Source organism: Aeromicrobium panaciterrae, from assembly GCF_039537165.1.
Taxonomy (GTDB): domain Bacteria; phylum Actinomycetota; class Actinomycetes; order Propionibacteriales; family Nocardioidaceae; genus Aeromicrobium; species Aeromicrobium panaciterrae.
Genome location: NZ_BAAAZZ010000002.1, coordinates 1,414,685 through 1,426,883 on the forward strand (window position 1 = coordinate 1,414,685; position 12,199 = coordinate 1,426,883).

A 12,199-nucleotide genomic window follows, 5' to 3' on the forward strand; every position below is an offset into this window, starting at 1 on the left:
AACGCTGCCGATAGCATCGTGAGATGACCGAATCACGGGTGCTGACCGAGATCGAGGGCCAGATCGCGTACGTGTGGCTCAACCGGCCCGACAAGCTCAATGGCGTCGACCTCGAGCTGATCGAGGAGCTCATCGCCGCGGCGGAGTCGCTCAAGAGCAACCGCGACATCCGTGCGGTGGTGCTCCAGGGCAAGGGCCGCTCCTTCTGTGCCGGCCTCGACTTCGGTGCGGCGTTCAAGGACAAGCGCAAGGTCGCCCGGTTCTTCCTCGCCGGCCCACGCGCGGTCAACAGGTTCCAGAAGGTCACCACGGTGTGGAGGGACCTGCCGGTTCCGGTCATCGCCGTGGTGCACGGCCACTGTTACGGCGCCGGCTTGCAGCTCGCCGCCGGCGCGGACTTCCGGTTCACGACCCCCGATGCGACCTGGTCGATCCTCGAGGCCAAGTGGGGACTGGTCCCTGACATGGGTGGCACGGTCCCGTTCGGCGACCAGATGAAGGCCGACGACGTGATGCGCCTGTCGATGACCGGCGAGCAGATCACGGGTGCCCGCGCCGCCGAGCTCGGGCTGGCAACCGAGGCGGTCGACGAGCCGATCAAGGCTGCGCTCGACCTGGTCGCGGCAATCTCTGAGCGGTCGCCGGACTCGGTCGCGGCGACCAAGAAGCTTCTGTATGCCAACCGTCGAGGGAGCCTCCGTCGGGCGTGGCGACTCGAGCGCAGGCTGCAGAAGAAGATGTTCGGGTCGGCCAACACCAAGATCGCCCGCGAGGCGGCGACGGCCAAGCAGCCCGCGGCGTACGACCCCCGCTCGTTCGACTGACGTTGTTAGGGTGTCCCGGTGGCCGACGAGAAGAGCAAGAAGGTAGCCAACCAGTACGAGCGTGGCTACGACTACACGAAGTACTGGGACAACCGCGACTACGAGAACGCCGCCGAGCACATCGCGATCCGGCGGCTGCTGAAGGGCCAGCATTTTGGCAGCGCAGCAGACATCGGCGGCGGCTTCGGTCGCCTGTGCATCCTGCTGCGGACGTTCGCCGACAAGGTCACGCTCGCCGAGCCCGCTGCCAGTCAGCTCGAGGCTGCCAAGAAGGTGCTCGAGGGCACCGACATCCTCCAGGTGCAGATGCAGGCCGATGACCTGAAGTTCGCCGATGGCGAGCTTGACCTCGTCACGATGGTTCGCGTCATGCACCACATCCCCGAACCGTCGGCGGAGTTCGCCGAGATCGCCCGCGTCCTGGCGCCGGGTGGCACCGCGATCATCGAGGTCGCCAACTACGGCCACTTCAAGAACCGTCGGCGCCACAAGAAGGAAGGCATCGAGCTCCCCAAGGAGCCGGTCAGCATCCGTACGGTCAAGGCCGACGAGCCGGACGCGATCGCGTTCGTCAACCACAACATCGACACCGTGGTCGGCCAGCTCGCCGCGGCCGGGCTGACGCTCGAGAGCAAGCTCTCGGTGTCCAACCTGCGCAGCGAGCGGGTCAAGAAGACGCTGCCCAAGGCCGCGATGCTGGCGATCGAGCGCGCGACTCAGAAGCGGCTGGCGCGCAACAACTTCGGCCCGAGCATCTTCCTCAAGCTCCGCAAGCCCTAGCCGGCGGTGGCGTAGCGCTTGGCGGCGCGCTCCCTGGCCTTGGCGGCCTCGACCTCGCGGTCCTTGGGCGGCGCCGTGGTCACGAGGTCCTCGAGCAGGTGGCCCGTGATGTGGGCGATCTCGGCCACGGCACGGTTGAAGGCCTCTTCGTTGGCCTTCGACGGCTTGGTCGACCCGCTCACCTTGCGGACGTACTGGAGCGCTGCGGCCTGGACTTCGTCGTTGGTCGCGGCCGGCTCGAAGTTGTGAAGGGTACGGATGTTTCGGCACATACGTCGAGATTAGACCGCAGATGCGGCCAAGGAACAGCCCCGTCGCTCGCCGTGAGCGACGGGGCCGATCGGTCGGGTCAGGGACGCTCCCACTGGTCCCGTGCCTGGTCGGCACTGTCGGGGTAGTCCGCGAAGACGGCGTCAAGCCCGGCCTCGAAGAACCTCCGCAGCTCCGCCTGGATGTCGCCCTTGGCGTTGGGATCAATCCCGATCCGGTAGTCGGCCGGCAGGAACTGGTTCTCGTCGCGGAACGTGTACGCAACCACCTTGAGTCCAGCGCGGTGGGCATCCGCGACGACAGGAGACGGTGCCGTCAGGAAGCCCGCCGCGTTGCGCGGGATCACGTTGTTCTTCTCCGGGCCGAGCCAGTCGGCGTACGAGGCGACGTCACGCAGCCCTGCGGGCGACATGATGTCGGCGTACGTACGCGGGTCGCCCGCGGCCTTGAGGTCGAACGGTGCTCCCGTCGCCGAGGTGAGCTGGACCAGCGGCACCCGGGTCTGCCGGCTGAGCGCGCGGAGGTTGGACGTCTCGAACGACTGGATGACGACCTTGGCGTGGGACGAGTTGCGCCCCGCCTTGGTGAGCGAGCGCAGCATCGGCTTTTCCAGGGGCAGCCCGATCGACTGGAAGTACGTCGGGTGCTTGGTCTCGGGTGCGACACCGACGAGGTGGCCACGGTTGCGGCTCTCCCGGTTGGCGAGGGCGAGGACCTCGTCGAACGTCGGGATCTCGTAGAGGCCGTCGTACTGCGTGTTGCCCGGACGTACGGCGGGGAGCCGCTCCTTGGCCCGCAGCGTCTTGAGCTCGCGCAAGGTGAAGTCTTCGGTGAACCACCCCGAGATCGGGACACCGTCGATGGTCTTCGTGGTCCTGCGGCCGGCGAACTCCGGATGCGCGGCGACGTCGGTCGTACCGCCGATCTCGTTCTCGTGGCGAGCGACGAGGACGCCGTCCTTGGTGCTGACCAGGTCCGGCTCGATGTAGTCGGCGCCGAGCTCGATCGCGAGCTTGTAGCCCTCGAGCGTGTGCTCGGGCCGGTGCCCGGCAGCTCCGCGGTGACCGAAGACGGTGATGTCCTGATGGTGACGACCCTCGGTGTCGGGCGTCTTGTCGGCAGCTGTCGCGGGTACGGCGACGGTTCCGATGGCGAGGACGGTGAGGCTGATGGCCAGCACCGTCCGGCGGACGTACAGATGAAGTGTCATGGCCCGAGTCCAGTGGTCCCCGGTGAAGCGGGCGTGCACTCCAGCCGAGGACCGGGTGAACTTCGGCCTAGAGGACGTCGAGGCGTTTGAGCACGTTGCGTACGTGGGTGAGCGCGCCCTTGGCCTGCTGGCCCATCGTGTCGTCGAAGTAGAGGCCGTCGCCGATCAGCTGGATCGTACGAGCGAGCGCCTCGTCACCGAGGTGCTCGCGCAGCACGGTGAACCATCCCTCGCGCAGGTCGGCGAGAGCCTCCGAGGCACGCTGGTCGTGCTCCTGCGCGATGCGGGCGGCAGCGACGAGTGCACGGTCGAAGTCGCTGCCGGTGTGGGCCGACGTGCTCAGGTAGAAGTCGACAGGCCCCTTCTTGGCGGTGCGCATCTTGGCGGCGTCCGCGGCACCCTGCTCGCGCAGGCGGGTCAGCATGCCGACGACGAGCTCGTCCTTGCTGGGGAAGTGATAGAGCAGTCCGCCCTTGGAGACGTTGGCGTCTGCGGCGACGGCATCGAGCGTCGCGGCGCGGCTGCCGGCGGTCACCAGCAGGTGCTCGAACGAGTCGAGGACCCGGTCACGGGTCGACCGTTCGGTGGATGCCATTGGGCCAGTGTATTGGAGGGGAATATCACAGGTTCTCGCTTCGTTGTCTATACCGTCCAGCCGGTACAGTAGACGGAGACTTTGGAGGAGGCCAGACATGACGATGATCGACTCGCGCTACAGCGCGGACCACGACGCACGCCGCGCGGGACCACGAGAGTGGATCGCCCTTGCGGTGCTGATGCTGCCCGTCCTCCTGACCTCGATCGACAACACCGTGCTGAGCTTCGCGCTGCCGCAGGTGAGCACCGCGCTGCACCCCACGGGTGAGCAGATGCTGTGGCTCGTCGACATCTACCCGCTGATGCTCGCGGGCCTGCTGGTTCCGATGGGCAGCCTCGGCGACCGCATCGGTCGCCGGCGCCTCCTGCTGATCGGATCCGTCGGATTCGGCATCGCGTCGGTGTGCGCCGCGTACAGCCCCACCGCCGAGGCGCTGCTCGCCTCGCGCGCGCTGCTGGGTGTCTTCGGCGCGACGCTCATGCCGTCGACGTTGTCGCTGATCCGCAACATCTTCGACAACCGCGACGACCGCCGACTCGCGATTGCGACCTGGGCATCGATGTTCGCCGGGGGCGCCGCGCTCGGTCCCGTTGTCGGTGGCTGGCTGCTCGAGCACTTCTGGTGGGGCTCGGTGTTCTTCATCAACGTGCCGATCATCATCGTGTTCCTGATCGCCGCCGTGATGCTCCTGCCGGAGTCGCGCGACCCGCGTCCGGGCCGCATCGACGTGCCCAGCATCGGACTGTCGCTCGCGGCGATGCTGCCCATCGTGTTCGCGATCAAGCAGTTCGCCGAGCACGGCATCAGCGACATCGTCGTGACGACGCTCGCGATCGGCGCCGCGAGCGCGGTGGCGTTCGTACGACGCCAACGGCGCGTGGCAGACCCGATGATCGACATGGCGCTGTTCTCCGACCGGATCTTCAGCGGTGCGATCGTCGCCAACCTGCTGAGCCTCATGGGATACGCCGGCTTCATCTTCTTCGCCGCGCAGTTCCTGCAGCTCGGCATGGGCCTGTCGCCGATGGCGGCCGCGATGGCCCTGCTGCCCGGCCTGCTGGTGACGGTGCTGGGTGGGTTCGCCGCGGTACGCCTCGTACGGTTCATCCCCGCGCGCGTCGTGGTGGCTGCCAGCTTCGTGATGTCGGCATCGGGCTACGCCGTCGCGGCGTTCCTCGGCACGCCGTCGACGTGGTCGATCATGATCGCGTTCGCGGTGCTGGGTCTCGGCATCGGCCTCGCGGAGACGCTGACGAACGACCTGATGCTCAGCAGCGTCCCGCCCAACAAGGCCGGAGCAGCGTCGGCGATCTCGGAGACCGCGTACGAGGTCGGCGCCGTACTGGGCACCGCCGTCCTCGGCAGCGTGCTCACGGCGACGTATCGCTCGCACCTGACGGTGCCTGCCGTGGCGAAGTGGGGTGAGAACGATGCGTCGTTCGAGTCCTTCGGCGGCACGGTGCAGTACGCCGACTACTTCCCCAACAGCGTCGGCGAGCACCTGCTGACCTCGGCGCATGCTGCCTTCGACCTCGGGGTGCAGCGGACGTCGGCGGTCGCAATCGTCATCGCGCTGGCCGCGGCCTGGGTCGCCTGGCGCACCCTGAAGGACGCCTGACGCACACGAACGCCCCCGGTCGGACCGGGAGCGTTCGTCGTGAGAGGAGCTATTTCTTCTTCAGGATCAGGCCGAGCACGACCGTGACGATGGTGCCGAGCACGCCGCCGCCAACTGCCTGGCCGATGACTGCGCTGGCGTCGGTGCCTGCCAGGCCGCCGCCGAGGACGCTGGTGAGCAGGCCACCCAGTCCGCCGCCGACGCCACCACCGAGGATGCTGCCGAGCCCACCGGGGCTGGGGGTCTTGGGCTGCTTTTCGGCAGTCTGACCGCCCGCCACGCCCGCTAGAACGCTTGCGATGATTCCACCGAGACCGAAGTCTGTAGCCATCAGGTTCTCCTTCTGGATGTCGCCTGACTGTTCAAGCGAAACACCTCAAACTAGCGCCGTGGCGAGGCGCAAGGGAAGCACGTCGTACGCTCAGGCGGGCGCGCCAAAGAAGCCCTGGGCCTTGCTGCCCGACGAGTCGAGGCTGTCGCCGAGCTTGTTGAGCGCGGCGCCGACGTTGCCGAGGATGTCCGCGAGCCCTACCAGGTCCTCGGCGAGCCCGCCGAGGCTCGACGTGGTGCCGTGGATCGTCTTGGCCGCGCCGCCGAGCTGCTTGGCCGGACCACCCATGAGCGGGACGCCCTTGATGTCGTCGGCGGCATCCGTCACGAACTTCGCGACGGACGCGAGGTTCTCGGCGATCGAGCCGAGCGTCTTGGCGCTGCTGCCGAGCTTGGCGCCTGCACCGGACTTGCCGTCGTCGCCCACCAGGGCGAGGCCGGCCGCACGGGCCTGGCCGCCGGCCTCGGAGAGACCACTTGCGAGCGTACGGATGAGGTCCGGAATGTCCTTGGCGAACTGCGCACTGTTGGCCAGGTCGTCCTTGTTGTCCCAGACGAGGTCGATGACCTCCTGGAGCTTCTTCGCGTCGAAGCCGCCGCCGAGAAGCTTGCCGAGATTCACCATGTGAGCTCCTGAGGTATGAGGTGCTCGAAATCCTAGGGCAACGCGGGGAACAGCTCCTCGAGCTCGCGCTGCACGTGCAGGCGGGCAGGGTTGTCCTGGCTCGACGCCCGCCACAACGAGCTGACGCGCCGCCGTGGTGTCGGGTCGACGACGGGCATCACGTGGACGCGGGGAGACAGTGCTTCGCGGCCGAGCCGTGGCACGAGCGCGACGGCGACGCCGTGCTCGACCATCGCGGCGTGCGTCGAGTAGGACCCGTCGAAGTAGCGGATGTCGGGCCGTTCGCCGTGGATCGCGAACATGTGGATGAGCCATTCGTGGCAGATCGACCCGACCGGCGTCGAGACCCAGGTCTCGCGCAGGAGATCCATCGGGCTCACGGACTCGCGGAGCGCAAGGTGATGGTCCCAGGGCAGGAGCACGTCAGCCTCGTCGGTGAGGAGCACGTGCTGCTCGACCGTGACCGGCACGTCGAGCGGGACGCTGTTCCAGTCGTGCACCAGCGCGAGGTCGGCACCACCTCGTTCGATGAGGGTGACCCCCTCTCGCGGCTCGATCTCGACGACCGTGACATGGAGGTCGGGTGCCGAGGTCCGAAGTCGCGCAAGAAGGGGCGCGACGATCCCGCGTGAGGCGGTGGAGAACGTGGCGAGACGCAGCGATCCCCGCAGCTCCTCAGCGCCGCCGATCGCGAGGTTCTCGACCTGCTCGAGATCTGCCAGGAGCAGCGCGCCTCGTTCGGCGAGGAGACGCCCGCGCTCGGTGAGGATCACGGTACGTCCGACCCGCTCCAGCATCGGCGCCCGGCTCTGGCGCTCGAGCTTCTTGATCTGCTGTGACACGGCAGACGGCGTGAAGTCCAGCTCGTGTGCCGCCGCGACGATGCTCCCGCAGTCGCGCACGGCGATCAGGGCACGGAGCGCCGCCAGATCGATCATGAAGCAATCGTACGGTGTCTTGTCCATAAACCGTTGCTGGTGCTTCATGGTCGAGCGGGAGACACTGGTCTCATGCCGCTCAAGCACAGTGCCCTCGCCGTCGTGGTGATGGTCATCTGGGGCGCCAACTTCGTCGTGATCGACGAGGGACTGGCCGACGTGCCGCCACTGCTGTTCCTCTCGTTCCGCTTCGTGCTGGTGGCGTTCCCCCTGGTCTTCTTCATCCCGCGTCCGACCGCTGGGTGGCGAGCCGTCGTCGCGGTGGGCGCGTTCATGAGCCTGGGCCAGTTCGGCCTGTTGTATGTCGCCCTCGACCTCGGCATGCCATCTGGACTGGCGTCGTTGATCCTCCAGGCGCACGTGATCATGACGATCGTCATCGCTGCGGTGGTGCTGCGCGAGTCGCCGACTCGTCGCCAGGCGATCGGCGCAGCGATCGGAACGATCGGACTCCTGGTCGTGGTCATCGCGCATGACGCGACGGCGCCCGTCGTTCCGGTCCTGGTGATGCTGGGCGCGGCACTCTCCTGGGCGACGGGCAATGTGGTCGCGCGCCGTGCCGGGGTCGCGTCGGGACTCTCCCTGGTGGTGTGGTCGGCGCTGGTCGTCCCGGTGCCGGCGCTGATCCTCTCGCTGGTCGTCGACGGTCCAGCTGACGTCGGACGTGCCGTGACCCACCTGTCGGCGGTTGCCGTCGCCAGCACCGTCTACACCGCGATCGGTGCTTCGCTGATCGGCTACGGGATCTGGAACTCACTGCTCGCCCGCCATGCGGCCAGCGCGGTGGTGCCGTTCGTCCTGCTGGTCCCCGTCGTCGGGATCCTCGCCGCCTGGCTGGTGCAGGACGAGGTGCCGACTGTCCTGGAGCTGGTCGGCGGTGCCGTCATGCTCCTCGGCGTCGCCACCGCGACGGTGACGCGCACTAGGCGAGCAGAGCCGATCTCGCCATCCGTGCCAGTCGAGTCCGCATTGCCGACTCGCTGATGCGCGCGCTGTGCGGCGTGGAGTTGAGCAGCCCGAACGTCGCCTGCACGGCGGCCCTGGCCTCGGCGGGATCGAGGTCGGTGCGAAGCGTACGGAGCGTGTCGACCCAGACGTCGATGTAGGCCAGCTGCAGCGAGCGGACCTCCTTGCGCCCCGCCGCGTCGAGGTTGGCCCACTCGCGCTCCTGGATGATGATCAGCGCGGGATTGCCGAGGGCGAAGTCGATGTGCCAGCCGATCAGCGCATCGAGGGCCGCATCGGCGTCGGGGGCCGAGTCGGATCGCGTCAGCCCTTCGGCCAGCAGTCGCTCGCTGATCGCGGTGAGCGACTGGGTGAGGAGGTCGTTCTTGCTGGCGAAGTGCTTGTAGAGCGCGGGACCCGAGATGCCGCAGGCACTGCCGATGTCGTGCACCGAGACGCCGTGGAAGCCCCGCTCGGCAAACAAGGTCGCAGCCGTGTCGAGGATCTGCTGATGGCGAGGTGCGCTCATGGCACCACATTAGCGCCAACTGGTTAACGACTGTTAACCTATCCGCATGCAAGCTCTGGTCGACGATCTGCGCAAGCGCCTGGCCGAGGTACGCCTCGGCGGCAACGAGCGCACCCGGCAGCGCCACCTCGACCGCGGCAAGCTGCTGCCCCGCGACCGCATCGACCACCTCCTCGATCCGGGCTCGCCGTTTCTCGAGATCGGTGCCCTGGCGGCCTACGACATGTACGGCGGCGACGTCCCGAGTGCCGGCATCATCACCGGCATCGGCCGGGTCAGCGGCCGCGAGTGCATGATCGTCGCCAACGACGCGACGGTGAAGGGCGGCACGTACTTCCCGATGACGGTCAAGAAGCACCTGCGTGCCCAGACGATCGCCCGCGACAACCACCTGCCGTGCCTCTATCTCGTCGAGTCCGGTGGTGCGTTCATCCCGATGCAGGACGAGGTGTTCCCCGACCGCGAGCACTTCGGCCGCATCTTCTACAACCAGGCGCAGATGTCGTCGATGCGCATCCCGCAGATCGCGGCGGTGATGGGCTCGAGCACGGCCGGCGGTGCGTACGTCCCCGCGATGAGCGACGAGACCGTCATCGTCAAGGAGCAGGGCACGATCTTCCTGGCCGGTCCGCCACTGGTGAAGGCCGCCACGGGCGAGGTCGTGACGGCCGAAGACCTCGGCGGCGGTGACGTGCACGCGCGGACGTCCGGGGTCGTCGACCACCTCGCCGACGATGACGACCACGCGCTCCAGATCGTCCGCTCGATCGTCGGCACCTTCGAGCGGCCGACCAGCGAGCCGCCGCCCCACGAGTCGGTCGAGCCGCGCGAGGACCCCATGTCGTTGTACGACGTGGTGCCGGTCGACGGTCGCACTCCGTACGACGTGCGCGAGGTGATCCGCCGCATCGTCGACGACTCCCGGCTCCACGAGTTCAAGCCGCTCTACGGCGAGACGCTGGTCTGCGGCTTCGCCCGCATCTGCGGCTACCCCGTCGCGATCGTCGCCAACAACGGCATCCTGTTCAGCGAGTCGGCCCTCAAGGGCGCCCACTTCATCGAGCTCGCCAACCAGCGCGGCATCCCGCTGGTGTTCCTGCAGAACATCACCGGCTTCATGGTCGGCCAGGAGTACGAGAACCGCGGTATCGCCAAGGACGGGGCCAAGCTCGTCACCGCCGTGGCCTCGTCGGTCGTGCCGAAGTTCACCGTCGTGATCGGTGGCTCGTACGGCGCCGGCAACTACGGCATGTGTGGCCGCGCCTATGACCCGCGCTTCCTGTGGATGTGGCCCAACGCCAAGATCTCGGTGATGGGCGGCGAGCAGGCCTCGGCGGTTCTCGCCACGATCAAGCGCGACGGGATGGAGGCTCGCGGCGAGGAGTGGTCCGCCGAGGACGAGGCGGCGTTCCGTGCACCGATCCGCGAGCAGTTCGAGACGCAGGGCTCGCCCTACTACTCCAGCGCCCGGATGTGGGACGACGGCATCATCGATCCGGTCGACACCCGCCGCGTGCTGGCGATGGGCCTGCAGGTCGCGACCGCCGTTCCCACCCCCGAGCCGCGCTTCGGCGTCTTCAGAATGTGACCGCCGTGTTTACAAGCGTCCTGATTGCCAACCGCGGCGAGATCGCTCGGCGCGTCATCCTGGCCTGCCGTGAGGCGGGGCTGCGCAGCATCGCGGTCTACTCCGACGCAGATGCCGATGCGCCGTACGTACGTCTCGCCGACGACGCGGTGCACCTGGGGCCGACCTCGGCGACCGAGTCCTACCTCAACATCGACCGGCTGCTCGCTGCCGCGAAGGAGTCGGGTGCCGAGGCGGTCCATCCGGGATACGGCTTCCTCTCGGAGCGCGCCGAGTTCGCCCGCGCCGTGGTCGGCGCCGGGCTCGTGTTCATCGGCCCGACCGCCGACGTCATGGACGCGATGGGCCGCAAGGACCGGGCACGCGCGATCGCCGAGAAGGCCGGCGTACCGGTCACTCCGCAGTTCGACCCCGATGCGGTGCCCCGTGATGCCTATCCCGTGCTCGTCAAGGCTGCGGCCGGCGGTGGCGGCAAGGGCATGCGCATCGTCACCGACGCCGCGGACTATGCCGCGGCGCTCGAGGCGGCCAAGCGGGAGGCTGCCGCCGCGTTCGGCGACGACACGATACTGGTCGAGAAGTACATCGAGTCGGGCCGCCACGTCGAGGTGCAGGTGTTCGGCGACGAGGCGGGCCATGTCGTGCACCTCTTCGAGCGCGACTGCTCGGCGCAGCGGCGCCACCAGAAGGTCGTCGAGGAGGCACCGTCGTTCGGGCTCGCAGCCGAGCTGCGTGCCACGCTGCACGAGTCATCGGTCGCGCTGTGCAAGGAGGTCGGCTACACCGGCGCCGGCACGGTCGAGTTCCTGGTCGCCGACGGCGCGGCGTACTTCCTCGAGATGAACACCCGCCTCCAGGTCGAGCACTGCGTGACGGAGGAGATCACCGGTCTGGACCTGGTGCAGTGGCAGCTCGCGGTTGCCGCCGGCGAGGACCTGCCGCTGACCCAGGGCGAGATCACCTCGACGGGGCATGCCATCGAGGTGCGCGTGTATGCCGAGGACCCGTACGCCGGGTTCTTGCCGCAGGCCGGTCACGTGCTCGACGCCGCCTGGCCGGAGGCGGCGCGGGTCGAGACCGACCTGGAGCGTGACCAGGACGTGTCGACCGCGTACGACCCGATGCTCGGCAAGGTGGTCGTCGCGGGTACGGATCGCGCCGACGCCATCGCCCGCATGGTCGCCGCGCTCGACGACACGGGTCTGTTCGGCATCACGACCAACACCGGCTTCCTGCGCCGACTCGTCGCGAGCGATGAGTTCGGCGCGGGCGAGGTGCACACGGGCTGGCTCGACAGCGGTGCTTCCGCGGAGCTGCTCGTACGCCCGCAGGTCCCCGAGGCCGCGGCCACCGCAGCCGCCCAGCTCTGGGCGCGCTACTCGACGCTCGACGGCGTGACGCCACTCTCGGTCAACGACGGCTGGCGGTCCGGCGGCGACCCGGCGCCGGTCCGCATCGCCCTGCGCGATCAGGACGGCCGGTTCTGGTCGTTCGCCTTCGCCGAGGACGACTACCTCGACGCGGATGCGCTGGCGATCGTCGACGGCGACACGGTCTCGATCTCGTGGCACGGCGAGGTGTGGCGCTTCGAGGTGCCTGACCCGATGCGGGGCGGACACCACCTCGGCGTCTCGACCGACGCCGACATCGTCTCGCCGATGCCGGGCACGGTGCTGCGGGTCGACGTTGCCGCGGGTGACAGTGTCACGCTCGGTCAGCAGCTCGGCGTGGTCGAGGCCATGAAGATGGAGCTGGCGCTGCTGGCCCCGTACGACGGTGTGGTCGCGCACGTCGGCGCCGTTGCCGGTGACCAGGTGCCGATCAAGCACCTGCTCTTCACGGTGGAGCCCGCATGACCGTCGAGTGGTGCGAACGGACCCGCGAGTGGTGCGGATCTGGGCGACACGCCGTCTCACTTTCCCCAATCCGCACCACTCGCGGGTC

Annotated in this window: 13 protein-coding genes; 6 read left to right on the plus strand and 7 right to left on the minus strand. The window is 68.3% G+C overall.

The window, feature by feature from the left end; all coding sequences use genetic code 11:
• Window positions 1-23: 23 nt before the first annotated feature.
• Both ABD683_RS07765 and ABD683_RS07770 read left to right on the plus strand, forming a co-directional pair.
• Window positions 24-824 carry a crotonase/enoyl-CoA hydratase family protein gene (locus tag ABD683_RS07765; protein ID WP_344768800.1) on the plus strand — a complete coding sequence of 267 codons (801 nt, stop codon included), beginning with the start codon at window positions 24-26 and terminating at the stop codon, window positions 822-824.
• 18 nt (window positions 825-842) lie between these two features.
• On the plus strand, window positions 843-1,604 hold the full coding sequence (locus tag ABD683_RS07770) for a class I SAM-dependent methyltransferase (protein ID WP_344768802.1): 762 nt from the start codon (window positions 843-845) through the stop codon (window positions 1,602-1,604).
• Here the strand turns inward: ABD683_RS07770 and ABD683_RS07775 are convergent.
• The 3 genes from ABD683_RS07775 to ABD683_RS07785 form a co-directional block, all read right to left on the minus strand.
• Complete coding sequence (locus ABD683_RS07775; protein WP_344768803.1) at window positions 1,601-1,876, minus strand: DUF2277 domain-containing protein; 276 nt, start codon at window positions 1,874-1,876, stop codon at window positions 1,601-1,603. The two genes, ABD683_RS07770 and ABD683_RS07775, sit on opposite strands and share 4 nt — an antisense overlap.
• A gap of 77 nt (window positions 1,877-1,953) precedes the next feature.
• Window positions 1,954-3,084, minus strand: coding sequence for a glycerophosphodiester phosphodiesterase (locus tag ABD683_RS07780; RefSeq protein WP_344768804.1), 1,131 nt, complete (start codon window positions 3,082-3,084; stop codon window positions 1,954-1,956).
• A gap of 67 nt (window positions 3,085-3,151) precedes the next feature.
• Window positions 3,152-3,679 (minus strand): TetR/AcrR family transcriptional regulator, encoded by a 528-nt coding sequence (locus ABD683_RS07785; protein ID WP_344768806.1) that lies wholly within the window; start codon window positions 3,677-3,679, stop codon window positions 3,152-3,154.
• Window positions 3,680-3,776: 97 nt separating this feature from the next.
• On the opposite strand from ABD683_RS07785, the gene ABD683_RS07790 reads away from it, so the two are divergent.
• A complete protein-coding gene (locus ABD683_RS07790; protein WP_344768807.1) occupies window positions 3,777-5,300 on the plus strand; it encodes an MFS transporter in 1,524 nt (507 codons plus the stop codon).
• Between the two features lie 49 nt (window positions 5,301-5,349).
• Here the strand turns inward: ABD683_RS07790 and ABD683_RS07795 are convergent, their stop codons facing one another.
• From ABD683_RS07795 to ABD683_RS07805, 3 genes are all read right to left on the minus strand, one after another.
• The gene (locus ABD683_RS07795; protein WP_344768809.1) at window positions 5,350-5,631 is read right to left on the minus strand and encodes a hypothetical protein; all 282 of its coding nucleotides are present in this window, start codon (window positions 5,629-5,631) and stop codon (window positions 5,350-5,352) included.
• Window positions 5,632-5,721: 90 nt separating this feature from the next.
• Window positions 5,722-6,255: a hypothetical protein gene (locus tag ABD683_RS07800; RefSeq protein WP_344768810.1), complete on the minus strand. Its 534-nt coding sequence runs from the start codon at window positions 6,253-6,255 to the stop codon at window positions 5,722-5,724.
• A gap of 32 nt (window positions 6,256-6,287) precedes the next feature.
• The gene (locus ABD683_RS07805) at window positions 6,288-7,193 is read right to left on the minus strand and encodes a LysR family transcriptional regulator (RefSeq protein ID WP_344768812.1); all 906 of its coding nucleotides are present in this window, start codon (window positions 7,191-7,193) and stop codon (window positions 6,288-6,290) included.
• Between the two features lie 72 nt (window positions 7,194-7,265).
• Here ABD683_RS07805 and ABD683_RS07810 point away from each other — a divergent pair, with 72 nt between their 5' ends.
• A complete protein-coding gene (locus ABD683_RS07810) occupies window positions 7,266-8,177 on the plus strand; it encodes an EamA family transporter (protein WP_344768814.1) in 912 nt (303 codons plus the stop codon).
• Here the strand turns inward: ABD683_RS07810 and ABD683_RS07815 are convergent.
• Window positions 8,116-8,667, minus strand: a complete 552-nt coding sequence (locus ABD683_RS07815) for a TetR/AcrR family transcriptional regulator (RefSeq protein ID WP_344768816.1) — start codon at window positions 8,665-8,667, stop codon at window positions 8,116-8,118. The genes ABD683_RS07810 and ABD683_RS07815 overlap by 62 nt on opposite strands.
• Before the next feature lie 46 nt (window positions 8,668-8,713).
• On the opposite strand from ABD683_RS07815, the gene ABD683_RS07820 reads away from it, so the two are divergent.
• Window positions 8,714-10,255, plus strand: a complete 1,542-nt coding sequence (locus ABD683_RS07820; RefSeq protein ID WP_344768818.1) for a carboxyl transferase domain-containing protein — start codon at window positions 8,714-8,716, stop codon at window positions 10,253-10,255.
• A 5-nt stretch (window positions 10,256-10,260) separates the two neighbouring features.
• A complete protein-coding gene (locus tag ABD683_RS07825) occupies window positions 10,261-12,111 on the plus strand; it encodes an acetyl/propionyl/methylcrotonyl-CoA carboxylase subunit alpha (protein ID WP_344768820.1) in 1,851 nt (616 codons plus the stop codon).
• Window positions 12,112-12,199 lie beyond the last annotated feature (88 nt).

Bases quoted from the DNA above. Each gene is read 5' to 3' on its own strand.
- ABD683_RS07765 (WP_344768800.1), top strand. From the start codon at position 24: ATGACCGAATCACGGGTGCTGACCGAGATCGAGGGCCAGATCGCGTAC.
- ABD683_RS07775 (WP_344768803.1), bottom strand. From the start codon at position 1,876: ATGTGCCGAAACATCCGTACCCTTCACAACTTCGAGCCGGCCGCGACC.
- ABD683_RS07780 (WP_344768804.1), bottom strand. From the start codon at position 3,084: ATGACACTTCATCTGTACGTCCGCCGGACGGTGCTGGCCATCAGCCTC.
- ABD683_RS07785 (WP_344768806.1), bottom strand. From the start codon at position 3,679: ATGGCATCCACCGAACGGTCGACCCGTGACCGGGTCCTCGACTCGTTC.
- ABD683_RS07790 (WP_344768807.1), top strand. From the start codon at position 3,777: ATGACGATGATCGACTCGCGCTACAGCGCGGACCACGACGCACGCCGC.
- ABD683_RS07795 (WP_344768809.1), bottom strand. From the start codon at position 5,631: ATGGCTACAGACTTCGGTCTCGGTGGAATCATCGCAAGCGTTCTAGCG.
- ABD683_RS07800 (WP_344768810.1), bottom strand. From the start codon at position 6,255: ATGGTGAATCTCGGCAAGCTTCTCGGCGGCGGCTTCGACGCGAAGAAG.
- ABD683_RS07805 (WP_344768812.1), bottom strand. From the start codon at position 7,193: ATGATCGATCTGGCGGCGCTCCGTGCCCTGATCGCCGTGCGCGACTGC.
- ABD683_RS07810 (WP_344768814.1), top strand. From the start codon at position 7,266: ATGCCGCTCAAGCACAGTGCCCTCGCCGTCGTGGTGATGGTCATCTGG.
- ABD683_RS07815 (WP_344768816.1), bottom strand. From the start codon at position 8,667: ATGAGCGCACCTCGCCATCAGCAGATCCTCGACACGGCTGCGACCTTG.
- ABD683_RS07820 (WP_344768818.1), top strand. From the start codon at position 8,714: ATGCAAGCTCTGGTCGACGATCTGCGCAAGCGCCTGGCCGAGGTACGC.